Below are 26,025 nucleotides of genomic sequence, written 5' to 3'. Positions count from 1 at the left end.
GAACAGCGGCTCCTGGCTCACGTAGACCTCCCGGACTTGTTCGCGAAACGTTGCTGTCCTGCGAGCATACGCACACCTCAGCAGCGCATACTCGAACGGAACGGGAGTCGATGGCGAATTGGGGGGCGCATTGACAAACGTCCTGATTCGCCGAATCTGTATCGCTATATCGATCGCTGTCGCTGCCGTGCTGCTCTCGGCGGCGGGTGCGGCGAGCCCGGCGTCGGCCCTGGAGGGCGAGTCGCCCGCCTCGATCTCCGCCTCGCTGCACTACCAGGTGACCTTCGTGGCCCGGGCCTGCGACGGCTACCAGAACGTCATGGGCAACCGGGTGCGCGACGACAACGCCGAGAACGCGGCGCCGGTCGGGCGCGACAGCGCCTACCACGACGGCGACGAGGTCGACCCGCAGGTCGAGGCGGCCGGCTCGGCCGGCTGCACGCCGCTGAACGGGTGGCAGTTCTCGCTCGGGGCCGGGCACGAGAAGAAGGGCGCCCTGTCGACCGTCACGACCCCGGCCACCGGCTCGGGGCCGACCGCGGCCGCCGCCCAGCTGCTCGACCGCACCGGCCAGAAGACCGGTCAGACGATCGACGGCGCGGTCACCGTCACGCTCACCGACGAGCAGGCCAAGGCGGCCGCGCGGCACCAGCTCTGGGCGCAGGGCGGCAGCCCGGGCGACCCGCTGCTCGCCGGCGCGCAGGCGGGGCACGCGGGCTTCGGCTTCGGCTCCTTCCGCTGCGCCATCGACGGGCACACGAACGGCAACGTGCAGTGGGTCGGCTTCCCGTCCGGGGCCCGGCACGTCTTCTGCTTCGCCTACTACGTCAAGGCCGCCCAGCCGACCGCGACCCTCGTCGTGCGGGCCCGCACCACGACCGGCCCCGGCTACCCGCAGCACTTCCGGTTCGACTCCAGCGCCAGCTACAACCCGCAGCGGCGCATCGACATCGACGCCAAGACCGACGCCACCCTGGTGCGCAGCGCCGGCGGTGCGCCGGGCACGGTCGTGGCGCACACCCCGGCCGGCTGGAGCCTCGCGGACCTGAGCTGCACGAAGTCGGGCGCCGGGCGGAGCCTGGCCGCGACCGACGTGCCGACCGCCACGGCCACCGTCACGCTCGCCGCCGGCGAGGTCGTCACGTGCACGTTCACCTTCGCCCCGCCGCCCGCCCAGCCCGGGCTGACGCTGCGGCTGTACTCCGACACGGCCGGCGGCGCCTTCGACCTCGCGGTCGCCGACCCGGCCGGCGGCCCCGCCCGGCACCTGAGCGCCACCGCCACCGGCGACGGCTCCGCGTCGCTCGCGTCCGGGGCGGACCTCGGCACGCTGCTGCCGGGGGCGTATGCGGTCACACTCACCGCCCCCGCGGGGGACGCCGCGGCGTGGAGCCTCGCCGGCGCCGGCTGCGGCGACCAGGAGCTCAAGCCCGAGGGCTGGACGGTCACCGTGACCCTCGCGACCGCCGCCGCGGCCGACTGCGCGCTGCGGGTCACGCGCAAGGCCGGCTCGATCGAGCTGCGCGCGGTCACCGTCGGGGGCACCGCGGCCGCCGGGTTCGCGGTCACGCCGCGCAAGCAGGGCCTGATCGGCTGGTCCGGGGTGTCGACCACGGCGGCACTGGGCGAGCCCGCGGTGGCCCAGGGCGACGTGCCCGGGTCGCTGACGTTCGCCGAATACCTGGTCACGCCGATCGCGCCGCTGTCGACCGTGGACGGCAGCTGGCGGCTGAGCTCCTTCGCCTGTGACCCGGGCGAGTCGCCGGATCCCGATGACGGGGCGGCGGGTGTCGTACCGCTGACCGCCTCCGACCCCGCCGCCAAGTGCACGGCCACCTACACGTTCGAGCCCGCCCGGCAGCTGCAGCTCACGGTGCGCTTCGCCGGCAGCGCGGCCGGGCGCGCGGGGGCCGTGGTCGTGGACATCGACTGCGAGGACGGATCGAGCGGCCGGGCCGTGCTCGGCGGCGACGACAACGGCGAGGCCTCGCTGCCGGCGCCGCTGGGCTTCCTCAGCCCGACGAGGTGCACGGTCCAGCAGCCGCAGACCCCGTCGTCGAAGGACGCCAAGGTCTCGGTCACCGCCACGGTCGACCCGAACCCGGGCAACGCCCCGGTGGCGATCCCCGGCACCCTGCAGATCGGGGCCGACAACGCGGCCAACGCCCAGGACGCGCAGGAGACCACGATCGTCGTCACGGTCACGTTCGACACCGACGCGGCCCGCCCGACGCAGCAGAAGGTGCTCGATACTTTCCGGGTCCTGCCGGTCGCCCTCATCGGGGCCGGGCTCGTCGGGCTCGGCCTGCTCATCCTGCTGATCATGGTGCTGCGCTCGCGCACCGACTGACGAGCGATCGTCACCAGAACCGGGGTTTTTCGCGCGTGCTCCGGTTCGGTACTTTGCAAGGTGATGACCTACTCCGGGGCACTGGTCGCCGAGCGCTACCGCTTGATCGAGCCGCTCGGTGCCGGTGGCATGGGTCGCGTCTGGCTCGCCCGCGACGAGATGCTGCGCCGGGACGTGGCCGTCAAGGAGGTCGTCCCGCCGGAGGGGCTGACCCGCGAGGAGCGCGACGAGCTCCAGCTGCGCACCCTGCGCGAGGCGCGCGCGGCGGCCCGGCTCAACGACGCCAACGTGGTGCGGATCTACGACGTCGTGCACACCGAGGAGGCGCCGTGGATCGTCATGGAATACGTCCCGTCGCGCTCGCTGCACCAGGTGATCACCGAGGACGGCCCGCTGCCGCCCGAGCGGGTCGCCGGGATCGGCCTCGCGGTGCTGAGCGCCCTGAAGGCCGCGCACGCCGCCGGGGTGCTGCATCGTGACGTCAAGCCCGGCAACGTGCTGCTGGCCGACACCGGCCGGGTGGTGCTGACCGACTTCGGGCTGGCCGTGTTCGACGGCGGCGACGGGGCCGTGACCCGGCCGGGGCTGATCCTGGGCTCGCCGCAGTACATCTCGCCCGAGCGGGCCCGCGAGGGGACCTCGGGCCCGGAGAGCGACATGTGGTCGCTGGGGGCGACGCTGTACGCCGCCGTCGAGGGACGCTCGCCGTATGCGCGCTCGACGACGTACGCCACCCTGACCGCCCTGGCCACGGAGGAGCCCGACGCGCCCGTGCGGGCCGGCGTGATGAAGCCGGTGCTGACCGCCCTGCTGCGCAAGGACCCGCGGGCCCGGGCCGGCGTGGCCGAGACTGAGCGGCTGCTGCAGCGCGCCGCGTCCGGCGAGGGCCGCGCCTGGTGGAGCATGCCCGCGCTGCCCCGTGCGCGCCGGTCCCGCGAGGGGCACTCCGGCTCGCCGTCCGGCGGGACTCCCCGCCCGGCGCCCGTCGCGGCCCCCGCGGCCCGGCCGGTCGTCGCGGTGAGCCGCGAGCCGGGCGTCGCCGCGGACGTCTCGCCCGAGCTGGCCTCGTTCTTCGGGCCCGCCCCGCGGCCGGCCGAGACGGGCGGCAGTGGCATCGGCAGAGACACCGGCGGCAGAGACAGCGGCCGAGACAGTGGCACCGGCGGCGACGGCGACGGCGACCAGCTGGTGCCGCTGCACTCCGCCGACGACGACCTCGACCGCACGGTGCCCCGCACGTCGCCGTGGCGCTGGGCGGCCGCGGCCGTCGCCGTCGTGGCCCTCGTGATCACCGCGGTGCTGCTGCTGACCGACTCCGGCGACGAGCCGGACGGCACGGCGAACGACCCGCACGGCATCGGCGTCGCGGCCTCCCCGGCGCCGTCGTCGGAGCCGGGGAAGCAGCCGGAGCCGGGGACGCAGTCGGCGACGACGGTCGCGACCCGGTCTCCGATCGTGCAGGGCAGCATCGGCGGCGACGCGGTGCGGCTGCCGGACGGCTACGAGTGGATCACCGACCCCGAGTTCGGCTGGCGGGTCGGCCTGCCGGTCGGGTGGATCCGCAAGCCGCACCCGTCGTCGGACTCGATGGTCTACTACGAGTCCAATGTGGTGCCCGGCATGCGGGTCGGCATCGACACCACGTTCACGCCGCCGCGGGGCGACCCGGTCAAGGACTGGGAGCAGCAGGAGGCGGCCAGGGTCGCCGGCAACATGTACCCGAACTATCACCGGCTCAAGATCGTGCCGGTCAAGGACTACATCGGGGACTGTGCCGACTGGCAGTGGACGTACGACAGCCCGCAGGGACACATGCACGTGTCCAACCTGGGCTGCCGCATCCGCCCCGACCTCGGCCAGGCCATCTACTGGGAGTGCACGACCGACATGTGGACCCAGCCGGCCGCGCAGAACGTCTACGCCATCATCCGGGCCACGTTCCAGCCCAGCCCCCAGCGCTGACCCGTCCCGCTACAGCGGGATGTTGCCGTGCTTCTTCGGCGGCAGCGTCTCGCGCTTGGTGCGCAGCAGCCGCAGCGCCCGCACGATCTCGACGCGGGTGGTCGAGGGCGCGATGACCCCGTCGACGTAGCCGCGCTCGGCCGCCACGTACGGGTTGGCCAGCGTGTCCTCGTACTCCTGGATCAGCTCGGCCCGCAGCGCGGCCGGGTCCTCGGCGTCGCGCAGGTCCTGGCGGTACAGGATGTTGACCGCGCCCTGGGCGCCCATCACCGCGATCTGCGCCGTCGGCCAGGCGAAGTTGAGGTCGGCGCCGAGGTGCTTGGAGCCCATGACGTCATACGCGCCGCCGTAGGCCTTGCGGGTGATGACCGTGACCTTCGGTACCGTCGCCTCGGCGTAGGCGTAGATCAGCTTCGCGCCGCGGCGGATGATGCCGTCCCACTCCTGGCTGGCGCCGGGCAGGAACCCGGGCACGTCGACGAACGTGAGGATCGGGATGTTGAAGGCGTCGCAGGTGCGCACGAAGCGGGCGGCCTTCTCCGACGCGTCGATGTCGAGGCAGCCGGCGAAGTGCATCGGCTGGTTGGCGACCACGCCGACCGGGTGCCCCTCGACGCGGCCGAAGCCGACCACGATGTTCTGCGCGAACAGGGGCTGGACCTCGAGGAAGTCCTCGACGACCGTTTCCACGACCGTGCGGATGTCGTACGGCTGGTTCGCCGAGTCGGGGATGAGCGCGTCGAGCGCGAGGTCCTCGTCGGTGATCTCGAGCGCCGCCGCGCCGGAGGACGCGTCCAGCACCGGTGCGTCGTCCATGTTGTTCGACGGCAGGTAGGACAGCAGCGCGCGCACGTAGTCGATCGCGTCGTCCTCGTCGGCCGCGAGGTAGTGCGAGTTGCCCGACTTCGTGTTGTGCGTGCGGGCCCCGCCGAGATCCTCCATGCCGATGTCCTCGCCGGTGACCGTCTTGATCACGTCCGGGCCGGTGATGAACATGTGCGAGGTCTGGTCGACCATGACGGTGAAGTCGGTGACGGCGGGGGAGTACACCGCGCCGCCCGCGCACGGGCCCATGATCAGGGAGATCTGCGGGATGACGCCCGACGCGCGCACGTTGCGGAAGAAGATCTCGCCGTACAGCCCCAGGGAGACCACGCCCTCCTGGATGCGCGCGCCGCCGGAGTCGTTGATGCCCACGACCGGGCAGCCGATCTTCATCGCCAGGTCCATGACCTTGACGATCTTCTCGCCGAAGACCTCGCCGAGGCTGCCGCCGAAGACCGTGAAGTCCTGGGCGAACACGCACACCTGGCGGCCGTCGACCGTGCCGTAGCCGGTGACCACGCCGTCGCCGTAGGGCCGCGTCTCGTCCAGCCCGAAGTTGGTGGACCGGTGCCGGGCCAGCTCGTCGAGCTCGACGAACGAGCCGGGGTCGAGCAGCAGGTCGATGCGTTCCCGGGCGGTCTTCTTGCCGCGGGCGTGCTGCTTCTCCACCGCGCGGGCCGAGCCGGCGTGGACGGCCTCCTCCGTGCGGCGCCGCAGATCCGCGAGTTTGCCCGAGGTCGAGTGGATGTCCGCCTGCTTCGTGGTCACCCTCGGCAGCTTAATGGCGCCGACATAGGGTCGACCTGTGAACATTTCCACCGGCTCCTCCGCCGACTCCTGGTCTGACCTCGGACGCCCCCCGTTGCGGCCGCTCGCGCTGCGCCGGGCGCTGCTCGTCCCCGGTGGCCTCTGGACCGAGCTGCGGATCGTCGAGGAGACCGGCTCGACCAACGCCGACGCGATCGCGGCGGCCCGCGAGGGCGCCCCGGAGGGCCTGGTGATCGTCGCGGAGCGGCAGGTCGCCGGCCGCGGGCGCCTCGGCCGCCAGTGGGAGTCGCCGGCGCGGGCCGGGCTCGCGCTCAGCGTGCTGCTGCGCCCCGAGGTCGCCCCGGCGCGGCTGGGCTGGCTGCCGCTGCTGGCCGGGGTGGCCCTCGCCGAGGCGGTGCGCCGGGTGTCCCGGGTGGACGCCTACCTCAAGTGGCCGAACGACCTGCTGCTCACCGGGGACCGCAAGACGGCCGGGATCCTCGCCGAGGCGGCCGACGGGGCGGTGGTGCTCGGCATCGGGCTCAACGTCACGCTGCGCGAGGACGAGCTGCCCCGCCCGGACGCGACGTCCCTCGCCCTGGCCGGGGCCGCGAACACGGACCGTGATCCGCTGCTGCGGGCCCTGTTGCGGGCGATCGGGGAGTGGTACGCGCGCTTCACCGAGCACGCCGGGGACCCCGATGCGTCCGGGCTGCGGGAGGCGTACATCTTCCACTGCGGCACCGTCGGCCGCCGTGTGCGCGTGGACCTGCCCGGCGGGACGGCGCTCGAGGGCCTGGCCGCCGGCGTCGACGTCGACGGCCGGTTGCAGGTCACGGACCGGTTCGGCGCCGTGCGGGCGGTGGCGGCCGGCGACGTGGTCCACGCCCGGCTGGATACGTCCGGGTAGTCCATGCCGCCGGGTGGCGTTCAGGGTCTAGCCTCACCTCCGACATTCATGAATGAGGAGGGGTTTCGCGTGGGGTTCCCGGAAAGCGTCCTGACCAAGGACGAGCAGGTGGTGCTGCACCTGCACCCCCACTGGAAGGCGTTGTTCCTGCCGGTGGTCTGGTTTGTGCTGGCCGTGGCGGCAGTCGTCGTCCTGGCGATCTTCACGGGCTGGGGCATGATCCCGATGCTCATCGTCTCCGGCGTGGCCCTCGTGCTGGTCCTGGTGGTCACCGTGTGGCCGTGGATCAAGTGGCGGACCACGCACTACGTCTTCACCAACGAGCGGGTGATCATGCGCAGCGGCGTCTTCTCGCGCAGCGGCCGTGACATTCCGATGGGCCGGATCAACGACGTGTCGTTCTCGCACTCGCTGTTCGAGCGGATGCTCGGCTGCGGCACGCTGACCATCGAGTCGGCCGGGGAGCGCGGTCAGGTGCAGCTGACCGACCTGCCGCAGGTGGAGAAGACCCAGAGCATGCTGTACGAGCTGGTCGACTCCGACCGCCAGAAGCACACGTTCGGCGACGACGACCGCGACGCGCTCGTCAAGGAGCTGCGGGACGACGCGACCAGCTGAGTCCCGCCCGGTCCCCGGGTTTGTCTGGTGCCCCCGTCAGCGCTTCGCGGCGGGGGTTTCCAGGTCGTCGGCCGGCTTGCGGGGCGCGGGCGGCGCGGTCGCCGGGTCGGAGAACGCGGCCTCCAGCGCCTCCATCTGCCGCTCGTCCGGGGCGATGGCCGCGGTGTCGGAGAAGGCCACCTCGAGCGCCTCGATCTCGCGCCGCTCCGGGTTGGCGGTGAAGACCCAGGTGCGATAGGCCCAGAAGCGGAACGTCGTCGCCAGCAGGATGCCCGCGGCGTTGGCGATGTTGAACGCCAGCCGGTCGTCGGGGTTGGACTCGCTGAAGTGCAGCCCGTATTTGGCCACCGCCAGGCCCGCCTCCTGGATGAGCAGGCCGACGCCGTTGAGGGCGAAGAAGAGCACGTATTCGCGGCGCGCGCTGCCGCTCTCCCGGTCCTTGTAGGTCCACTGGCGGTTGAGCAGGTAGGACACGATGGTCCCGACGACCACCGCGACGACCTTCGCCTTCAGCGGGCCGATGAACAGCAGGGCGTTGACCAGGATGAAGTCGACGGCCGTGTTGACGCAGCCGACCGCGCCGAACTTGAACAGCTCGGTCGCGAGCGCGTGGTAACGCTCGGGCAGGAAGCGGTCGCGGAGACTGCTGGCGAATCGCACCGGCCAACCTTACGGTAAGCGACCAAACCGCGCGCGGCTGCGAGGCCGACTGCGGGACAGGTCACCCCGCCGTCTCACTCTCCGTCACGGCCGGGCTGCCAGGGGTGGCGTCGGTGTGATCGGGGCGCTTGCGGAACACGATCTGGCGGTAGGACCAGAACCGGAACAGGGTCCCCAGGACGAGCCCGACGCCGTTCTTGGCGATGTTGTCCGACAGCTGGCTGGTGAAGCCGAAGAGGTAGTGGCTGATGCCTAGGCAGGACAGCGCGATGACCAGGCCGACGAGGTTGAACAGGAAGTAGAGCGCGTATTCGCGGCGCAGGTCGGTGCGGGCCCGGTCGCGCCAGGTCCAGAACCGGTTGCCGATGAACGCGCACGTGGCCGCGACCGCCATCGAGATCGTGCCGGCGACCAGCGTGTTGAGCGGGCCCCACAGCAGGTTGTAGACGCCGGTGTCGATCAGGAAGGTGATCAGGCCGATCGTGCCGAACTTGCCGACCTCGCGCACCAGGCCCTCGAAGCGCGCGTAGAGCTTCTGGAACATGGTCGGCTGCGGGGTTGTCGACTGCACGTCGGTCACGCAGGACAGGGTAAGGCACGACACCGTTTGCGCAGTAATGCGCGCTGGACGAAAAGTTCGCGCGAATTTCTGCGAGCGGGCTTGAAAGCCTCCCGTTCTTGTGCAGGTTTTCACAAGGTCTCGCGGTGCCGGGCCAGGTCGGCGGGCCTAGGCTGGGAGAAACCCGCTGGATTTCACGACGCGCTCGCACCATCGCGCGCCGCGCTTCCGCGCATCCATCGGGCGGTTCGAGGTCAATGCCGACCAAGAGGAGTCACCGTATGTCTGCCCCGGTAACAGTGCCCGGCCTGGATCAGGCGCCCACCGCCCACACCCGGCTGCTGGCCTGGGTCCGCGAGGTCGCCGAGCTCACGAGACCCGAACGCGTGGTCTGGTGCGACGGCTCGGAGCCCGAATGGCGCCGGATGACCGATGAGCTGGTCGAGAGCGGGGCGCTGGTCCGCCTGGCCGCCCGGCCGAACTCCTTCTGGGCCCGCACCGACCCCTCCGACGTGGCCCGGGTCGAGGAGCGCACCTTCATCTGCTCGGTCGACGAGGCCGACGCCGGGCCGACGAACAACTGGATGGCGCCGCAGGAGATGAAGCGGCGGATGACGGAGCTGTACGACGGGTGCATGCGGGGGCGGACGATGTACGTCATCCCGTTCTGCATGGGCCCGCTCAGCGCCGAGGACCCGATGTTCGGCGTCGAGCTGACCGACTCGCCGTACGTCGTCGCCTCCATGCGGATCATGACCCGGATGGGCGCCACGGTGCTGGAGAAGATGGGCACGGACGCGAACTTCGTGCCGTGCCTGCACTCGGTGGGTGCCCCGCTCGAGGACGGGCAGGCCGACGTGGCCTGGCCCTGCAGCGAGACCAAGTACATCTCCCACTTCCCCGAGACGCGGGAGATCTGGAGCTTCGGCTCCGGCTACGGCGGCAACTCCCTGCTGGGCAAGAAGTGCTACTCGCTGCGCATCGCGAGCGTCATGGGGCGCGACGAGGGCTGGCTCGCCGAGCACATGCTCATCCTCAAGCTCACCAGCCCCGAAGGGGTGGTCAAGTACATCGCCGCGGCGTTCCCGAGCGCGTGCGGCAAGACCAACCTGGCGATGCTGGAGCCCACGATCCCGGGCTGGAAGGTCGAGACGCTCGGCGACGACATCGCCTGGATGCGGTTCGGCGAGGACGGCCGCCTGTACGCGGTCAACCCGGAGTTCGGGCTGTTCGGCGTGGCTCCCGGTACCGACTGGAAGACCAACCCGAACGCCATGCGCACCCTCGCGCGCGGCAACTCGATCTTCACCAACGTGGCGCTCACCGACGACGGCGACATCTGGTGGGAGGGCATGGGCGAGCCGCCCGCGCACCTCACCGACTGGCGCGGTGGCGACTGGACGCCGGACTCGGACGAGCTCAGCTCGCACCCGAACTCCCGCTTCTGCACCCCGATCGCCCAGTGCCCGATCCTGGCGCCCGAGTACGACGACCCCCGCGGCGTGCCGATCGACGCGATCCTGTTCGGCGGCCGGCGCAAGACCACCATCCCGCTCGTCACCGAGGCGCGCGACTGGGTGCACGGCGTCTACCTCGGCGCCACGCTGTCGAGCGAGACCACGGCCGCGGCGGTCGGCCAGGTGGGCGTGGTGCGCCGGGACCCGATGGCGATGCTGCCCTTCATCGGGTACCACGCCGGCGACTACTTCGCCCACTGGATCGAGATGGGCAAGGGCGTCGACGGCGACCCGACCAAGCTGCCCAAGATCTTCTACGTGAACTGGTTCCGCCGCGGCGACGACGGCCGGTTCCTGTGGCCCGGCTTCGGCGAGAACTCGCGGGTGCTCAAGTGGGTCGTCGAGCGCATCGAGGGCACGGCCGAGGCGGTGGAGACCCCGATCGGCGCGGTCCCGGCGCCCGGCGCGCTCGACGTCGCCGGCCTGGACCTGACGGCCGAGGACGTGGCCGCGGCGCTGCGCGTCGACGCGGAGGAGTGGCGCGCCGAGCTGCCGCAGATCCAGGCGTGGTTCGAACAGTTCGGCGAGAAGTTGCCAGGAGTTCTCTGGGCCGAGCTCGACGCCCTGAGGGCCCGCCTCGGCACCGCATAACCGCAGGTGAGCGGCCGGTCCGTCGGGTGACCGGCCGCTTGTCACTTTACTGAAACGGTACTGTCCGGTGCCCGCCTGACGGTGTTGCTTCGCCCTCGGGGTCGCTAGTCTTCTCTGCCGTGGGCCTGCGTGACGTGGTTTATTCGCTGTACGAGAAGCGTCTCGCCCGGAGGCTGCTCGGCAAGCCGAAGCCGCACCACGTCGGGGTGATCGTCGACGGCAACCGCCGCTGGGCGCGCGAGATGGGATACGTCGACCCCAACGACGGCCACCGGGTCGGCGCCGAGCGGATCAAGGAACTCCTCCGCTGGTGCGACGGCGCGGGGGTCAAGCACGTCACCCTCTGGCTGCTGTCCACCGACAACCTCTCGCGCCCGGCCCAGGAGCTCGACCCGCTGCTGCAGATCATCGAGAACCTGGCCGCCGACCTGGCCGACGAGCGCAACCCCTGGCAGCTGCGCATCGTGGGCGCGCTCGACCTGCTGCCCGGCGCCAGCGCCCAGACCCTCAAGGCGGCGCAGGAGAAGACCGTCGACCGCACCGGCGGGGCCCAGGTCTCCCTGGCCGTCGGCTACGGCGGCCGCCGCGAGATCGCCGACGCCGTGCGGTCGCTGCTGCACGAGCACGCGAAGGCCGGCACCACGATCGAGGAGCTCGCCGAGATCCTCGACGTCGACCACATCTCCGACCACCTCTACACCCGCGGCCTGCCCGACCCTGACCTTGTGATTCGCACGTCGGGGGAGCAGCGGTTGTCGGGCTTCCTGCTGTGGCAGAGCGCGCACTCGGAGTTCTACTTCTGTGACGTGCACTGGCCTAGCTTCCGGCGGACCGACTTTTTGCGGGCGCTGCGGTCCTACGCGAACCGTCAGCGGCGTTACGGGGCCTGAGCTGGGGTTTTCGATAAGTCGGGCGCTTCGCGCCGCGACTTATCGGATTTTTCGCCTGTGGGGCGATAAATCCTTTTCTGCCGGATTTCGCGCCGGGTTGGCGCTCGTGGGACGCCTGTCTTGGCGCTAGTCGTCAGGCGCCAGGCGCCAGGCGCCAGGTGCCGGACGCCAGGTGCCGGACGCCAGGTGCCGGACGCCAGGTGCCGGCCGCCGGGTGGCGGGCGCCGGGTGGCGGAGGTCGTGGTCGGCGGACGCCGTGCTTGGGGATGCCGTGCTTGGGGTGCCGCGCGAAGCGTTGGCCGCTCACGGCCCGTGAGTCGGCGGCGGGCCCGAGCGCGGAGGGGGTGAGGGCGAGCGCTGAGCGGCGCCGGGATCGCCCGTGCGTGGCCGGCGAGCGCTGAGCCGCGCCGGGATCGCCCGCGGGTGGCCCGGCGAGCGCTGGGTGGTGCCGGGGGCGCTCGTGCGTGGCCTGCGAGCCGGGAGAGGGCGGCCGAGCCCCGTCGCCGCCGGTACGAGGGCGTGAGGCGGACGCGATCGGTGTGAGCGGTCGCACACAAACGGCCCACCGTGCGGTGACTTTCCGTAGTGGCCCGTGCACCTGGTGTTTGTCGGGTGTTCGGACCTGATCGGCTGGGAATCGGCTGCGCGATCTAGTGGATTTTGCAACTACCGGATAGCGTCATTGCTGTGGCGGGGGTTTTCCCCGGCATCCGAGGCCCGGACCGAGCGAACGCATGTGAAGCCACGGGGCCAAGCACCCGACCCCGTGCGGGCGTCGGAGGACGCGAGTGCGGGCGGCGAGGTGCCCGTCCCCGGAGATCCCGTGACCGTTCGCCGTAGTCCCTCAGCATCCTCCTCCACCTCCGCGGAGCCGGCGCCAGCCCAGGCATCAAGCCAGGCGACGCCGCCCGTCAAGGCCGTCCGGCGCACCCGGAAGAAGGCCGAGGAGAACCCGGTCCCCGTTCCCACCCGGCGCACCTTCGTGCTGGACACCTCCGTGCTGCTGTCCGACCCGGGCGCGTTCCTGCGCTTCGGCGAGCACGACGTCGTCCTGCCGCTGGTCGTCATCTCCGAGTTGGAGGGCAAACGGCACCACCCCGAGCTGGGCTACTTCGCGCGGCGCTCGCTGCGCTTCCTGGACGAGCTGCGGGCCAAGCACGGGCGGCTGGACGAGCCGCTGCCGCTGACCGACGCCGGGGGCACCCTGCGGGTCGAGCTCAACCACGCCGACCAGCACGTGCTGCCGGCCGGGTTCCGGGCCGACACCGACGACGCCCGGATTCTCGCCGTGGCGCTCGCGCTGCAGGCCGAGGGCAAGGACGTCCTGCTGGTCACGAAGGACATGCCGCTGCGGGTCAAGGCCGGCTCGGTGGGCCTGGCCGCGGACGAGTACCAGCCGGGACCGGCCGCCGATCACAGCTGGACCGGCATGGTCGAGCTGGGCATCAGCGAGGCCGAGGTCAAGCAGCTGTACGCCGGGGAGGCCGTCGACCTCGACGGCGCCGGAGACCTGCCGGTGCACACCGGGCTCGTGCTCACCTCGCAGAACGGGTCCGCCCTGGGCCGCGTGGGGGCCGACAAGTCGGTGCGGCTGGTGCGGGGCGACCGCGAGGCGTTCGGCGTGCGCGGGCGATCGGCGGAGCAGCGGGTCGCGCTGGATCTCCTGCTCGACGACTCCATCGGCATCGTCTCCCTCGGCGGGCGGGCCGGCACCGGCAAGTCGGCGCTGGCGCTCTGCGCGGGGCTCGACGCGGTCATGGAGCGGCGCAAGCACAAGAAGGTCATCGTGTTCCGGCCGCTGTACGCCGTCGGCGGCCAGGAGCTGGGCTACCTGCCCGGCAGCGAGGCCGAGAAGATGTCGCCCTGGGCGCAGGCCGTCTTCGACACGCTGGGCGCGCTGGTGCACGACAACGTGATGGAGGAGGTCGCGGGGCGGGGCATGCTCGAGGTCCTGCCGCTGACCCACATCCGGGGCCGCAGCCTGCACGACGCGTTCGTGATCGTCGACGAGGCCCAGTCCCTCGAACGGGGGGTTCTGCTCACCGTGCTGTCCCGCATCGGCATGAACTCGCGGGTGGTCCTCACCCACGATGTCGCTCAGCGTGACAACCTCCGAGTCGGCCGGCACGACGGTATCGCCGCGGTGATCGAGGCGCTGAAGGGCCATCCCCTCTTCGCACACGTCACCCTCACCCGTTCGGAGCGTTCTCCGATCGCCGAAGTGGTCACGGATCTGCTGGAGGACCTGCCGTTCGAGCGCTGATCGTCGGCGGCCGCGAGTCGGAGTTGAGGGCAACCGCCCGAATTGCGGCGTGATTAGGATCACAGAAGGTAGCGTTTGGGTTCTCACCCTCGATTGTGCTGGGCGATGGTGGGTCTCGAGCGCGTGACGCCACGCAAGTGGGCATCAGGCGCTCACGGTGCGTAAGGGTCCGGACGGTGGGTAACACCCCGTCCGGACCCGCTCCGCGAGGAGCGGGCGCCGTTTCCTGTCCCCGACGAATGGATGACCCTGTGATCCGGCTGTGGCACCGGGTCGGCACCATCCGAGCCGTGTTCGCCCTCGTGATCCTCGCGGGTCTCGTCGGCGGCCTCGTGATTGCCGGCCTGACCCAGCACGACGACGACTCGGCCAACGCCGTCAAGGCTGCCGATACCGCCGCATTCCCCGTCTCCTCGTCCTCCGCCACGCCGTCCGCGTCGCGCTCGCCGAGCAGCGTCGCCGAGGCCGACGCCCTGGCCAAGGCCAAGGCCGCCGCCGAGGAAGCGTCCGCCGAGGCCAAGGCCGCCGACGACGCGGCGCGCAAGAAGGCCGAGGAGGAGGCAAGCCGCAACAAGGCCCGCACCACCACGCCGCCACCGACCAACTCGGCGCCGAAGTATCCGGTGCCGGCCTCCTGCGACGTGTACTCGGGCAACAAGAAGACCGGCTGCGCCGTCCTCATCGGCATGGGCTTCGGGCTCGACCAGATGCCGTGCCTGGAGAAGCTGTGGGACAAGGAGAGCGGCTGGAACGCCAAGGCGGCGAACCCCAGCGGGGCGTACGGCATCCCGCAGGCGCTCCCGGGCAGCAAGATGTCCTCCGCCGGGGCCGACTGGAAGACGAACCCCGAGACGCAGATCCGCTGGGGGCTCGGCTACATCAAGGGCAAGTACCAGACGCCGTGCGGTGCCTGGAACTACTGGAACAGCCACCACTCGTACTGAGGCTTCCGCTCGCCGGCGCCGTCACACCTTCTCGTGTGGCGGCGCTGGCGCGTCTCTGCTACCACTTTGGTCGTGTCGAGCGACATCGAACGGCAGGCCGACCCGACCCGGTTCGGGACCGAGGCCTTCTACGCCTCCATCGGGCGGGCCTTCGTGGCCATGTGCGCGTTCGTGCCGGTGCTGTTCCTCGTCGAGTTCTTCGACGGGCTCAGCGGGCACCGGCTCGACCAGGAGGGCGGCATCCGCCCGCACCACATCGACGGGCTGGACGGGATCGTCTTCGCGCCGTTCCTGCACGTCAGCTTCGACCACGTGCTGGGCAACAGCATCCCGCTGATCCTGCTGGGCACCTTCGTGCTCGCCGACGGGGGTGCCCGGTTCTGGCTCACGACCGCCTTCATCGCGATCGTCGCCGGGGTCGGGGTCTGGTTCCTCGGGGACGCCAACACGGTCGTGGTCGGGGCCAGTGGCGTCATCTTCGGGTACCTCGGCGTCATCCTCATGCGCGGCGTGGTCGGCCGGCGGCTGTGGTACATCGGCGTCGGCCTGCTCGTCGGGCTCCTCTACGGCTGGCAGCTCTTCGGCGTGCTCCCCGGCGACCCGGACGTGTCGTGGCAGGGCCACCTGTGCGGGTTCCTGGCCGGGCTGGTCGCCGCGATCCTGTTCCGCCGGCGTCGCCCGCGCCCGGTTGAGCACGCCGACCCCCTATCCCTGGGCCCGGAGCTGTCGTAGCGTCCCACTCATGCGGGAAGCCGTTGCGGGCCGATCAGGTCCCGACCCACAAGGCCTGTGTCGCCGTACTGTTGACCTCGCCATCGTTGGTGCGGGACCGGCCGGGTTGTTCGCCGCCTACTACGCGGGATTCCGCGGGCTGTCCACCGCCGTGATCGACGCGCTGCCGGAGCCCGGCGGGCAGGTCACGGCGATGTACCCGGAAAAAATGATCTTCGACGTGGCCGGGTTCCCGGGCATCCGCGGCCGCGACCTCGTGGCGAACCTGGTCGAGCAGGCGGCGCAGTTCAACCCGGAGTACCTCCTGGGGATCCGGGCCGAGAAACTGTCCTATGAGGACGAGCGCCCGGTGCTCGGGCTGTCCTCGGGGGAGTCGCTGGCCTGCGGGGCGGTGCTGATCACCGGCGGCCTGGGCAGCTTCACCGCGCGCCCGCTCCCGGCGGCCGAGGGCTTCTCCGGCGACGGTCTGCTCTTCTTCGTACCGCACCTCGCCGACCTCGCCGGGCACGACGTCGTGATCGTGGGCGGCGGCGACTCGGCCTTCGACTGGGCGCTCGCCCTGCAGCCGATCGCCCGCTCGGTCACCCTGGTGCACCGGCGCGACAAGTTCCGCGCGCACGCCTCGACCGTCTCCCGGGTGCAGGCGCTCCCCGTCGAGATCGTGACCAACGCCGAGGTGACCCGGCTGCGCGGGGACGCCCGCGTCACCGGGGTCGACGTCGTCGTGCGCGGCGGCGGCGAGGCGCGCACGCTGCCGGCCGACACCGTGGTGGCCGCGCTCGGGTTCACCGCCGACCTCGGCCCGCTCGCCGACTGGGGGCTGGAGCTGTCCAAGCGGCACATCTGCGTGGACAGCACGACGGCCACGAACCTGCCGCGGGTGTTCGCGGCCGGGGACATCAGCGAGTACACCGGGAAGGTCCGCCTCATCGCCGTGGGCTTCGGCGAGGCGGCGACCGCGGTGAACAACGCCGCCGTGATCATCGATCCGGCCGCGCACCTGTTCCCCGGCCACTCGTCCGACAACGGCTGATCCGCGCCGGCGACCCCGGACCACGGCGCGCCGCCCGGACTCCGGCTCCGCGTTCCGCCCGGTATTCCTTGGCACGCCCCTCGTCCGCGCGAACCGCTGGAAACGCCTGACCTTTGCAACGCCCTCTCGTGCGCGCAAGCCGATGGCGGCGCGTCGGCCCGACACCGGGCCGTGAGCGGGCGCACCGGGGCCGTGTGTCGAACCCGCGGCCGTTTGCGGTCGTAGCCGGGTGGGGATCTCGACCTGCTCGAGAAGCGGATGCGGGCCCGGTGCGACCTCGTCACGGCCGGGACGGGCGCTCGCGACCGCCGCGAGCACGTCGATCTTTGTCCGACGCGGGCACCCCGTTGGCGCTCCGTCGCCTGCTCCTCCGCGGCCGTGTCCGGGGGTGCGGGCGAGGGCGATGCCGTTGAAGGGTGCGACCGGTGCCGGACGCGGGGAGGAGTCGCTGATGTGCGCGAATACCCCGACGGGCGAAAAATCCGATATGTCGGCTGGTTCGGCCGCGAAGCGGCCGACATATCGCGCAACGCTCCCAGGCCGGGCAAGGGGCGCCCACACCGCAACGGCAACTCCTCAACCGCCGAAGCGCACCGCCGATGGGACAAGGCGTGGTGGGCGTCCGCTTGCAGGTCCTCGGCGTGGTGCTCCTCGGCCTGCTGGTGTCCGGCGGCGCGGGGCTGCTCATGCACCGCGTCGAGCGCGACGGCGCCGACCAGGCCCTCGATCGGCGCGCCGCCGCCGCGCAGGACGCGGTGGCCTCGGCGACGCAACGGTACGTCGACGCCCTCCAGCTCGCCGCGGGCGCCCTCGAGGCGCTGCCCGCGCTGGACGCCGACGCCTTCAGCACCGCGACCGAGCCGCTGGGCCGGCTGTGGCTGCCCGGCGCCACGGGCGTCGACTACGTGGTGGCGGTGCCCGACGCCGGGGTCGCCGCGGCGCAGACGGCCTGGCGCGACCGCGGGGTGCCGGAGCTGAACCTCGCGCCGGCCCCGGGCACCAGCGTGCACTACTTCGCCGTGTTCGCCCGCCCGCTCGACGTGCGCCGGCCGGGCGGGCCGGGGCCGGGGCGCGACCTGGCCGCGACCCCGCAGGCGGGCGCCGCGGTCGAGCGCGCCGAGAAGACCGGGCTGCCGGCGGCGTCCGAGCCGTACGTCGCGCTGCGGGACGCGTCCAGCGCCGCCGACCCGCAGCCGCAGACCGTCGCGCTCGTGCAGCGGGTGGTCGAGCGGCGCACCGGGGCGCTGCGCGGGTACCTCCAGCTGACCGTCCGCGTCCAGGACTTCTTCGGCGACACCATGCTCCAGCCCGCGCGCGAGCTGCTCGACGTGAGCCTCGCCGCGTACGCCGGGACCGAGCTGCGCACCATCGCCGCCATCCGCCGCTCGTCCGACCGGGTCGCCGACCTGCGCCGCACCGTCGACGTGCAGGTCGCCGACCGGCAGTGGCGGCTGCGGGTGGCCACCGACTCCGGCGCGCTCGTCGGGGCGGGCGGCCACCTGGACGAGGGGATGTTCTTCGGCGGCGCCGCGCTCACGCTCGTCACGGCGCTGCTGGTGTACACCCTCGCGACGTCCCGCCGCCGGGCCGAGGAGCGCGTCGAGGAGGCCACGGCCGAGCTGCGGGTCGCGGGGGCCACGGCCCGGTCGCAGGCGACGCTGCTCAGCGCCGTGATGGACACGATCGCCGACGGCGTGGCGGTGATCGACGAGGAGGGGCGCGCGGCCTGGCTGAACCCGACCGCCCGGGCGATCCTCGGCCCCGAGGCGTCGCAGGCGCCCGCGTCGCAGTGGCCGGAGCTGCTGGACATGCGCGAGGCCGACGGGGTCACGCGGTACCAGAACCGCTCGCCCGGGCCGGCGGGCACCGAGACGCTCGTCGAGTGCGTGATGGCCGGGCGGCGCATCGAGGTGCGCGTCCGCGCGCTGGTCTACGACGGTGAGGCACCCGGCGCCGTGGCGGTTATGCGCGACATCACCGACCGGCACGCGGCCTCGGAGCAGCTGCGCTCCTCCGAGGAGCTGCTGCAGCTGCTGCTGGACGGGGCGCGGGACTACGCCATCTACATGCTCGACCCCGGCGGGCGGATCGTCAGCTGGTCGGTCAATGCCGAGCGCCTCAACGGGTACCGCAGCGACGAAATCGTCGGCGAGAACTATGCGCGGCTGTTCACCCCGGAGGACTGCGAGGCCGGGCGGCCCGGGACCGTGCTGCGCCAGGCCCGCGAGACCGGCCGGGCCGAGATCGACGGGCCGCGGGTGCGCAAGGACGGCGGCCGCTTCTGGGTGCAGGGGCTCCTGACGGCGGTGCGCGACCCGGACGGCTCGGTGCGCGGGTTCGTCAACGTGAGCCAGGACGTGACCGCCCGCAAGCGGGCCGACCAGGTCATCGAGCGGCTCAACGCGGACCTGGAGCGGCGCGTCGCCGAGCGCACGGCCGACCTGCGCGAGGCCAACGCCGAGCTGGAGTCGTTCTCCTACAGCGTGTCGCACGACCTGCGGGCCCCGCTGCGGGCCGTCGACGGGTTCGCCAAGATGCTCGCGCTGGACCACGGGGAGGCGCTGGACGAGCAGGGGCGGCGGTACGTCGGGCGAATCCGGGCCGGCGCGCAGCAGATGGGCGAGCTCATCGACGGGCTGCTGGCCTTCTCCCGGCTGCAGCGGCAGGAGATGGCCAACTCGCGCGTCCGCCTCGCCGACCTCGTCGCCGAGGTGTGGGACGAGCTCGCGGTCGAGCGCGGCGGCCGGACCGTCGAGCTCGTCGTCGGCGAGCTGCCGGACGCGCTCGGCGACCCGCGGCTCATCCGGCACGTGGTGGCGAACCTGCTCGGCAACGCGGTGAAGTACACCCGCGACGCCGACCCGGCCCGCGTCGAGGTCGGGCACCGGGTGACGGCCGGGGGTGAGGCCACCTACTTCGTCCGGGACAACGGGGCGGGGTTCGACATGCGGTACGCCGGCAAGCTCTTCAAGGTCTTCCAGCGGCTGCACCGGGCGGAGGAGTACGAGGGCACGGGCATCGGCCTGGCCCTCGCGCACCGCATCGTGCACCGCCACGGCGGCCAGATCTGGGCCGACGCCGCGCCGGGGGAGGGGGCCACGTTCTACTTCACCCTGCCCGCGCACGTCCCGGCCCTGGAGACGGTCTCGTGAACCGGGTGCTGCTGGTCGAGGACAACCCGGACGACCTGGAGCTGGCGCTGCTGGCCCTCGACCGGGGCAGCTTCACCACCGCCGTCGACGTGGCCCGCGACGGCGCCGAGGCGCTGGACTACCTGCTCACCCGGCGGCCCGAGCCGCCCCAGGTGGTGCTGCTGGACATCAAGCTGCCGCTGGTCGACGGCATCGACGTGCTCCGGCAGATCAAGGCCGACCCGCACACCCGGCACATCCCCGTCGTCATGCTCACCTCGTCGGCCCAGGATCGCGACCTGCGCGCCTGCTACGAGCTCGGCGCGAACAGCTACATCGTCAAACCCGTCGACATGGAGCGGTTCATGGCCGCGATGAACAACATCGGTGCCTACTGGCTGGGCCTCAACCTGACGGACCCGCGGACATGAGGATCCTCCTGCTCGAGGACAACCTCGACGACGCCGACCTGCTGGTGCTGGAGCTGCGCCGGGCCGGGTTCGAGCCCGCCTGCCGCCGGGTCGACGCCCGCGAGGACTTCCGCGCCGCGCTGCACGACCCCGCCGGGCGGCCCGACATCATCCTCGCCGACTACTCGCTGCCGCAGTTCAACGCGCTCGAGGCGCTGGCGATGCTCGGCTCGGACGGCCTCGACATCCCGGTCATCGTCGTCAGCGGCGCGCTGAGCGAGGAGGCGTGCGTCGACGCGCTGCGCCACGGCGCCGTGGACTACCTGCTCAAGGACCGGCTGAGCCGGCTCGGCTCGGCGGTCGAGCACGCCCTGTCGCAGCGGCGCCTGCTCGCCGACCGGCACCGGGCCGAGCGCACCTTCCGGGCGGCGTTCGACCATGCGCCGGTCGGCATGGCCGTCACCGATCTCGCCGGCCGGGTGCTGCAGGTCAACCAGGAACTCTCCCGGATGACCGGGATCGAGCCGGGCGGGTTCCTGCCCGGCCTGATCTGCGACGACGACCGGGCGCTGGTCGAGGAGCGGCTCAAGCGGCTCGTCGCGGGCGAGGCCGACAAGGTGACCACGGAGCTGCGGCTGTGCCGGGCCGACGGGTCGCTGGTGTGGGGGCAGTACTCGGCCTCGCTCATCGGCGGCGACGCGGCCGGCGTGGTGCACCAGATCGCCGACGTCAGCGACCGGCACCGGGCCGAGGAGGCGCTGCAGCGACAGGCCGAGAAGCTGGCCCGGACCAACAGCGACCTGCAGGAGCTCGACCGGCTCAAGAGCGAGTTCGTGGCGACGGTCTCGCACGAGCTGCGCACGCCCCTGACGTCGATCCGGGGGTACACCGAGATCCTGGCCGACAGCGACGCCACCGCGCTCGGGCCGACCGAGCGGCGGATCGTCGGGATCATCGACCGCAACGGCCGCCGCCTGCTCGACCTGATCGAGGACCTGCTCACGTTCTCCCGCATCGAGTCGGGGACGCTCACCCTCGACCTGGGGCCGGTGCGCCTGCGCGGGCTGGTCGACGCGGCCTGCGAGGCGATCCGGCCGGCCGTGGAGACGGCGGGGCTGCGGCTCACCGTGGACGTGGACGAGCACATCCCGCTCGTGCAGGGCGACGGGGAGCAGCTGGAACGGGTCGTACTCAACCTGCTCGACAACGCCGTCAAGTTCTCGGACCCGGCCGGCAGCGTGACGATCACCGGCCGCGAGCGCGACGGCGAGGTCGTGCTCTGGGTGCGCGACACCGGCGGCGGCATCCCCGAGGCCGAGCAGGGGATGATCTTCCAGCGCTTCTTCCGTACCGCGGACGCGCAGCGCCGGGCGATCAAGGGCAGCGGGCTCGGGCTGGCCATCTCGAAGGCCATCGTGGAGGCGCACGGCGGGTGGATCGCCCTCGAGTCGACCGAGGGCACCGGCACGACGGTCGGCTTCGGGCTGCCGCTGCCTACGCTCTGAGGCGGGTGGCCAGCTCCGCCAGCTGGCTCTCCTTGGCCTGGCCCACGATGATCACCGTGCGGTTCTCGGTGCTCTGCACGATCGCGCGCTCACCCGGGCGGCCCTGGGACAGACGCTGCCACTGCAGGCCGGCGATGCTCGTCTGCCCGTCGTCGTGCGGGTTCTGCCCGACGATGGCCGGGACCAGTACCGATGCCGGATCGGCGCTCTCGACGAGCTGCATGGCGCCGTTGTCCGGCGCGGTGATGCCGATGCGCAGGACGCCGCCGGTGAACGTCGCCGAGGCGATCCGCCACCCGTCGGGCAGCCCCTCGGGCTTGAGCTCCTGGAACTTGCCCGCGCGCTGCACCGAGCCGTAGACCTCGGTCGTGTCGACGGCGGGCGGGGTCTCGTGGCCCAGATAGCGGTAGAAGGCCACGATGAGGAACACCGGCACGATCAGGACCAGCATCGACAGCGCCATGTCCCGCGGCCGGCGGGCCTTGGTCGCCCGGGGCTGCTCGGTCGTACTTGCCACGTGACCATCTTGACAGGTCATGCGGACCGGATCGCTGCGAGGATGGTTGGTGGTGAACGTTGTGCTGAACACACACCCACGCAACGACGCGCGAGGAGTGCACGAATGAGTCGTGAGATGGACCGGAACCTGGCCCTCGACCTCGTCCGGGTCACGGAGGCGGCGGCGATGGCCGCTGGCCGCTGGGTCGGGCGGGGCGACAAGAACGGCGGCGACGGCGCGGCCGTCGACGCGATGCGCCTGCTGATCAACTCGCTGCCCATGCGCGGCACGGTGGTGATCGGTGAGGGTGAGAAGGACAACGCGCCGATGCTCTACAACGGCGAGAGTGTGGGCGACGGCACCGGCCCGGAGGTGGACGTGGCGGTCGACCCGGTCGACGGCACCACGCTCATGAGCAAGGGCATGCCCAACGCCCTCGCCGTGCTCGCGGTGGCCGAGCGGGGCGCCATGTTCGACCCGTCCGCCGTGTTCTACATGGAGAAGCTGGCCGTCGGCCCCGACTGCGCGGACGTCGTGGACATCGAGGCCGGGGTCGAGGAGAACCTGCGCCGGATCGCGCGGGTGAAGCGCTCGAGCGTCTCGGAGCTGACGGTCTGCATCCTGGACCGGCCCCGGCACCAGGAGCTCGTGCAGCAGGTGCGCGCGACCGGCGCCCGCATCCGCTTCATCTCCGACGGCGACATCGCGGGGGCGATCAGCGCGGCCCGCGATGTCAGCGAGACCGACGTGCTCATGGGCATCGGCGGGACGCCGGAGGGGATCGTGGCGGCGGTCGCGCTCAAGTGCATGGGCGGGGCGATCCAGGCGAAACTCTGGCCGCGCGACGACGCGGAACGCGAGAAGGCCCTGGCCGCGGGGCACGACCTCTCGCGCGTGCTGCACACCGACGACCTGGTCAGCGGGGACAACATGTTCTTCTGCGCGACCGGGGTGACGAGCGGGGACCTGCTCAAGGGGGTCCGGTACCGCTCCGGCGGCGCTTACACCCAGTCGATCGTGATGCGGTCGCGCTCGGGGACGATCCGGTGGATCGACTCGTTCCACCGGCTGGAGAAGCTGCGGGCCTACTCGCTGGTCGACTTCTCCTAGCCGCTCCTGGTCGTGTGGGGGCGCCTCGTTCGCTGTGTGCTTCGAGGCGCCCCGCGCGAAATGTCGGGCGCTGGCGCGCCGCGACATTGCGGATTTATACCGCCGTCAGCGGTTTCCAGGCGTGGTTGCAACACGGAGTGTTAGCTGGTGGTGGTTAGGACTTGGGTGAGGTGCACCGCGGCCGGCCCAGCCGGCGGCGATCGCCGCCTGCGACACACCGGCAGCAACCGGTCACCGATCACGACCCGCTCCTCCAGGGACAAGAACCGGGCCGACACCACCACCACCACCACCACCACCGGCGCCGCCGCGGCCGCGGCAGCTTCCTGCCGCCACCGCCACCCCGACCAGCCGACACGCCTCACCCGTCCGCACGCCATGCGCAACGAGCTCGGCATACCTCGCACGCTCCGCCAGCAACGGCTTACACCCCTGCGGGCGACGACTCTCCCGGATCTCGAACACGGCAACCCCTGATCAGGTCAGGTGTTGCAACGACCCTCTGAAACCGGGGTCGGGGGATAAATCCGATGTCACGCTCGGTCGCGGTCGAGGGGTGAGGGGTCCTTGCCCTCCGCGGTGTGCGAGCGCGCTTCGGGGGGCGGGGCCAGGTGGTCGAGGGTGAGGTTCTTGGCCTCGGCGGTGTGGGAGTGCGATTCGGGGGCGAGGGCCCGGCGGTCGTGGTCGGGGGTGGGGCACCCGCGACGCCGTGGAAGTTGGTGCCGGAGGTCTGCGCTCGAAGGGCGGACATTCGATCGGGGTGACCATCCGCGGGCCTGGCAGCGACGGCGCGCCAGCGCCGAGCGGTGTCTGGCGGGAGCGACGGTCCGCACCCCCGCGGACCCGAGCCATGCTCAGCGCGCGTCGCGGAGCGTTTCGCGGATCGCGTCGTCCAGCGGCGTCGCGGTCAGGCCGAACTCGCTGGTCACGAGCGAGGAGTCCATGACGAACGGCCGGTCGTGCTGGTACCGCACCTCGATGAACTCCCGCGCGACCCGGTCCCAGAGCCCGGCCGCCCGCACGGCCAGGGCCGGGTAGGCGCGCAGCCGCGGCGCCTCGAGGGCGGCCAGTGCCGCGACCCGCGTGAGCAGCTGCCGGGCCGTCATCGCGGGCACCGACGGCGTGTGCCAGGGCCGGCCCCACGCGCGCGGGTCGCGGGCCAGGGCGACGAGGGTGCGCGCGGCGTCGCCGGTGTACGTGTACGTGTGCGGCACGTCCAGCGCCCCCGGCAGCCACACGGTCTTGCCCGCGCGCATGGCCGGCAGCGCCATGTCGATGAGGGAGTACCTGGGGCCGATCCAGTCCGAGGAGCGCACCTCGACCGCCCGGACGCCGGACGCCAGGGTGTCCAGCCACATCTTCGCTCGCACCCGGCCCTTGACGGTCTCGGCCGCCAGTGGCATGTCCTCGGTCATCGGGCGGTCCACGTGCCCGTACCCGTACAGCGGCGCCGTGATCGCCAGCACCGCGTCGTTCGCCCGCGCGGCTCGCAGCATCGCGTCGTGCATCGGGGGCCACGCGGTGGGCCACTCGAAGTACTGCGGGTTCGCGCAGTTGTAGACCACGCTCGCCCCCTCCGCGCAGCGCAGCAGCGCCTCGGCGTCGCCCGCGTCCGCCGCGACGCGCTCGATGCCCGGGTGCTCGGGGCCGCCTCCGCCGCGCGTGACGATCCGGACCGTCTCCCCGGCCTCGGCCAGCTCCAGCGCCACCGCGCTGCCGACCGACCCGGACCCGACGACGACCTGCATGACATCCTCCTTCGCTTGGAGAGCAGTGCTCTCGAAACGGAGCATAGGTCGCGGTGTACGCGAAAAGCAAGAGCAGTGCTCTCGTTCCGGAGCGTGTGTCAGGATGGGGGCATGAAGGCGAACTCGATCAGGGCCCGCGTCCGCGCCGAGATGACGGACGAGATCAAGGAGACCGCCCGCCGCCACCTGGCCACCGACGGGGCCAACCTGTCCCTGCGCGCCGTCGCCCGCGACCTCGGCATGGTGAGCTCGGCGATCTACCGCTACTTCCCGAGCCGCGACGACCTGCTGACCGCCCTGATCCTGGACGCCTACAACGCGCTGGGCGGCTGCGCCGAAAGAGCCGTGGCAGCGGTACCGTCCGATGCCTTCGCCGCCCGCTGGCTCGCCCTCGCCACGTCGGTGCGCGACTGGGCGACCGAGCACCCGCACGAGTACGCGCTCATCTACGGCAGCCCCGTGCCCGGCTACCAGGCTCCGGAGGACACCGTGGCCGCGGGCATCCGCGCGGTGACGGTGCTGGGCGGCATTCTCCAGGCCGCGGCGGAGGCCGGCGCCCTCGCCCCGAGCGACGACCCGCTCCCGCCCGCGGACTCGGCCGCCGACCTGGAGCGCATCCGGGCCCTGATCGCCCCCGCCGTCGCGCCGGCGACCCTGGCCCGCGCCCTGTCGGCCTGGGTGTCGCTGTTCGGCCAGGTGAGCTTCGAGATCTTCGGCCAGCTGCGCAACACGGTCAACCACCCGGCCGAGTTCTTCGCGCACCAGATGCGCGCGCAGGCCCGCTACATCGGCCTGCCCGCCTGATCCCGGCTTAGGACTCCGACGGGGTCAGCCGCGCCCGCGCGGAGTCGAGCCAGCGCTGGCAGATCGAGGCCAGCTCCTCGCCGCGCTCCCACAGCGCCAGGGACTCCTCGAGCGTCGACCCGCCCGACTCGAGCCGCTCGACGACGGTCGCCAGCTCGGCCCGCGCCTGCTCGTAGGTCAGGGTCGGCTCGGCCATCTTCGGCTCACTCACCCGCAG

The 26,025-nt window shown here is 72.1% G+C and carries 21 protein-coding genes; 15 read left to right on the top strand and 6 right to left on the bottom strand.

Going from position 1 to position 26,025, the window contains the following annotated elements; all coding sequences use genetic code 11:
• The first annotated feature begins 187 nt into the window (after nucleotides 1-187).
• Both AC6JBM_RS39215 and AC6JBM_RS39210 read left to right on the top strand, forming a co-directional pair.
• Nucleotides 188-2,350 carry a prealbumin-like fold domain-containing protein gene (locus AC6JBM_RS39215; protein WP_497978913.1) on the top strand — a complete coding sequence of 721 codons (2,163 nt, stop codon included), beginning with the start codon at nucleotides 188-190 and terminating at the stop codon, nucleotides 2,348-2,350.
• Nucleotides 2,351-2,413: 63 nt separating this feature from the next.
• Nucleotides 2,414-4,312, top strand: coding sequence for a serine/threonine-protein kinase (locus AC6JBM_RS39210; RefSeq protein ID WP_497978912.1), 1,899 nt, complete (start codon nucleotides 2,414-2,416; stop codon nucleotides 4,310-4,312).
• Between the two features lie 9 nt (nucleotides 4,313-4,321).
• Here the strand turns inward: AC6JBM_RS39210 and AC6JBM_RS39205 are convergent, their stop codons facing one another.
• Entirely contained in the window at nucleotides 4,322-5,950 is a 1,629-nt protein-coding gene (locus tag AC6JBM_RS39205; RefSeq protein ID WP_497978911.1) for an acyl-CoA carboxylase subunit beta, read from the bottom strand.
• Between AC6JBM_RS39205 and AC6JBM_RS39200 the strand changes: the two genes are divergently transcribed.
• A complete protein-coding gene (locus AC6JBM_RS39200) occupies nucleotides 5,949-6,794 on the top strand; it encodes a biotin--[acetyl-CoA-carboxylase] ligase (protein WP_497986624.1) in 846 nt (281 codons plus the stop codon). The genes AC6JBM_RS39205 and AC6JBM_RS39200 overlap by 2 nt on opposite strands.
• A gap of 69 nt (nucleotides 6,795-6,863) precedes the next feature.
• Nucleotides 6,864-7,412, top strand: a complete 549-nt coding sequence (locus tag AC6JBM_RS39195) for a PH domain-containing protein (RefSeq protein WP_350611796.1) — start codon at nucleotides 6,864-6,866, stop codon at nucleotides 7,410-7,412.
• Nucleotides 7,413-7,448: 36 nt separating this feature from the next.
• Here the strand turns inward: AC6JBM_RS39195 and AC6JBM_RS39190 are convergent, their stop codons facing one another.
• The gene (locus tag AC6JBM_RS39190; RefSeq protein WP_497978910.1) at nucleotides 7,449-8,072 is read right to left on the bottom strand and encodes a GtrA family protein; all 624 of its coding nucleotides are present in this window, start codon (nucleotides 8,070-8,072) and stop codon (nucleotides 7,449-7,451) included.
• A 61-nt stretch (nucleotides 8,073-8,133) separates the two neighbouring features.
• Nucleotides 8,134-8,652, bottom strand: a complete 519-nt coding sequence (locus tag AC6JBM_RS39185) for a GtrA family protein (protein ID WP_497978909.1) — start codon at nucleotides 8,650-8,652, stop codon at nucleotides 8,134-8,136.
• Nucleotides 8,653-8,912: 260 nt separating this feature from the next.
• On the opposite strand from AC6JBM_RS39185, the gene AC6JBM_RS39180 reads away from it, so the two are divergent.
• From AC6JBM_RS39180 to AC6JBM_RS39140, 9 genes are all read left to right on the top strand, one after another.
• Nucleotides 8,913-10,739, top strand: coding sequence for a phosphoenolpyruvate carboxykinase (GTP) (locus tag AC6JBM_RS39180; protein WP_497978908.1), 1,827 nt, complete (start codon nucleotides 8,913-8,915; stop codon nucleotides 10,737-10,739).
• A 119-nt stretch (nucleotides 10,740-10,858) separates the two neighbouring features.
• On the top strand, nucleotides 10,859-11,629 hold the full coding sequence (locus tag AC6JBM_RS39175) for an isoprenyl transferase (protein ID WP_350611792.1): 771 nt from the start codon (nucleotides 10,859-10,861) through the stop codon (nucleotides 11,627-11,629).
• Between the two features lie 823 nt (nucleotides 11,630-12,452).
• Complete coding sequence (gene phoH2 / locus AC6JBM_RS39170; protein WP_497978907.1) at nucleotides 12,453-13,892, top strand: RNA 5'-3' helicase PhoH2; 1,440 nt, start codon at nucleotides 12,453-12,455, stop codon at nucleotides 13,890-13,892.
• Nucleotides 13,893-14,131: 239 nt separating this feature from the next.
• Complete coding sequence (locus AC6JBM_RS39165) at nucleotides 14,132-14,836, top strand: aggregation-promoting factor C-terminal-like domain-containing protein (RefSeq protein WP_497978906.1); 705 nt, start codon at nucleotides 14,132-14,134, stop codon at nucleotides 14,834-14,836.
• 72 nt (nucleotides 14,837-14,908) lie between these two features.
• Nucleotides 14,909-15,568 carry a rhomboid family intramembrane serine protease gene (locus AC6JBM_RS39160; protein WP_497978905.1) on the top strand — a complete coding sequence of 220 codons (660 nt, stop codon included), beginning with the start codon at nucleotides 14,909-14,911 and terminating at the stop codon, nucleotides 15,566-15,568.
• A gap of 10 nt (nucleotides 15,569-15,578) precedes the next feature.
• Nucleotides 15,579-16,601 (top strand): NAD(P)/FAD-dependent oxidoreductase, encoded by a 1,023-nt coding sequence (locus tag AC6JBM_RS39155; protein WP_497978904.1) that lies wholly within the window; start codon nucleotides 15,579-15,581, stop codon nucleotides 16,599-16,601.
• 614 nt (nucleotides 16,602-17,215) lie between these two features.
• The gene (locus AC6JBM_RS39150) at nucleotides 17,216-19,753 is read left to right on the top strand and encodes a PAS domain S-box protein (protein ID WP_497978903.1); all 2,538 of its coding nucleotides are present in this window, start codon (nucleotides 17,216-17,218) and stop codon (nucleotides 19,751-19,753) included.
• Nucleotides 19,750-20,163: a response regulator gene (locus AC6JBM_RS39145; RefSeq protein WP_497978902.1), complete on the top strand. Its 414-nt coding sequence runs from the start codon at nucleotides 19,750-19,752 to the stop codon at nucleotides 20,161-20,163. Before AC6JBM_RS39150 ends, AC6JBM_RS39145 begins: the two co-directional genes overlap by 4 nt.
• Complete coding sequence (locus AC6JBM_RS39140; protein WP_497978901.1) at nucleotides 20,160-21,647, top strand: sensor histidine kinase; 1,488 nt, start codon at nucleotides 20,160-20,162, stop codon at nucleotides 21,645-21,647. The genes AC6JBM_RS39145 and AC6JBM_RS39140 overlap by 4 nt, the downstream gene beginning before the upstream one ends.
• Here AC6JBM_RS39140 and AC6JBM_RS39135 read toward each other — a convergent pair.
• On the bottom strand, nucleotides 21,637-22,164 hold the full coding sequence (locus AC6JBM_RS39135) for a DUF4245 domain-containing protein (protein ID WP_497978900.1): 528 nt from the start codon (nucleotides 22,162-22,164) through the stop codon (nucleotides 21,637-21,639). The two genes, AC6JBM_RS39140 and AC6JBM_RS39135, sit on opposite strands and share 11 nt — an antisense overlap.
• Before the next feature lie 105 nt (nucleotides 22,165-22,269).
• Here AC6JBM_RS39135 and glpX point away from each other — a divergent pair, with 105 nt between their 5' ends.
• On the top strand, nucleotides 22,270-23,256 hold the full coding sequence (gene glpX, locus AC6JBM_RS39130; protein ID WP_497978899.1) for a class II fructose-bisphosphatase: 987 nt from the start codon (nucleotides 22,270-22,272) through the stop codon (nucleotides 23,254-23,256).
• Nucleotides 23,257-24,110: 854 nt separating this feature from the next.
• On the opposite strand, the gene AC6JBM_RS39125 is transcribed toward glpX, so the two are convergent.
• Complete coding sequence (locus AC6JBM_RS39125; RefSeq protein ID WP_497978898.1) at nucleotides 24,111-25,004, bottom strand: NAD-dependent epimerase/dehydratase family protein; 894 nt, start codon at nucleotides 25,002-25,004, stop codon at nucleotides 24,111-24,113.
• Nucleotides 25,005-25,115: 111 nt separating this feature from the next.
• Between AC6JBM_RS39125 and AC6JBM_RS39120 the strand changes: the two genes are divergently transcribed.
• Nucleotides 25,116-25,808: a TetR/AcrR family transcriptional regulator gene (locus AC6JBM_RS39120; RefSeq protein WP_497978897.1), complete on the top strand. Its 693-nt coding sequence runs from the start codon at nucleotides 25,116-25,118 to the stop codon at nucleotides 25,806-25,808.
• A 7-nt stretch (nucleotides 25,809-25,815) separates the two neighbouring features.
• On the opposite strand, the gene AC6JBM_RS39115 is transcribed toward AC6JBM_RS39120, so the two are convergent.
• A complete protein-coding gene (locus AC6JBM_RS39115; protein WP_497986623.1) occupies nucleotides 25,816-26,004 on the bottom strand; it encodes an exodeoxyribonuclease VII small subunit in 189 nt (62 codons plus the stop codon).
• Between the last annotated feature and the right edge of the window lie 21 nt (nucleotides 26,005-26,025).

Source organism: Dactylosporangium thailandense (assembly GCF_059739745.1).
Note: the sequence above shows the minus strand (reverse complement) of the source record. Positions and strands in the feature narration are given on the sequence as shown.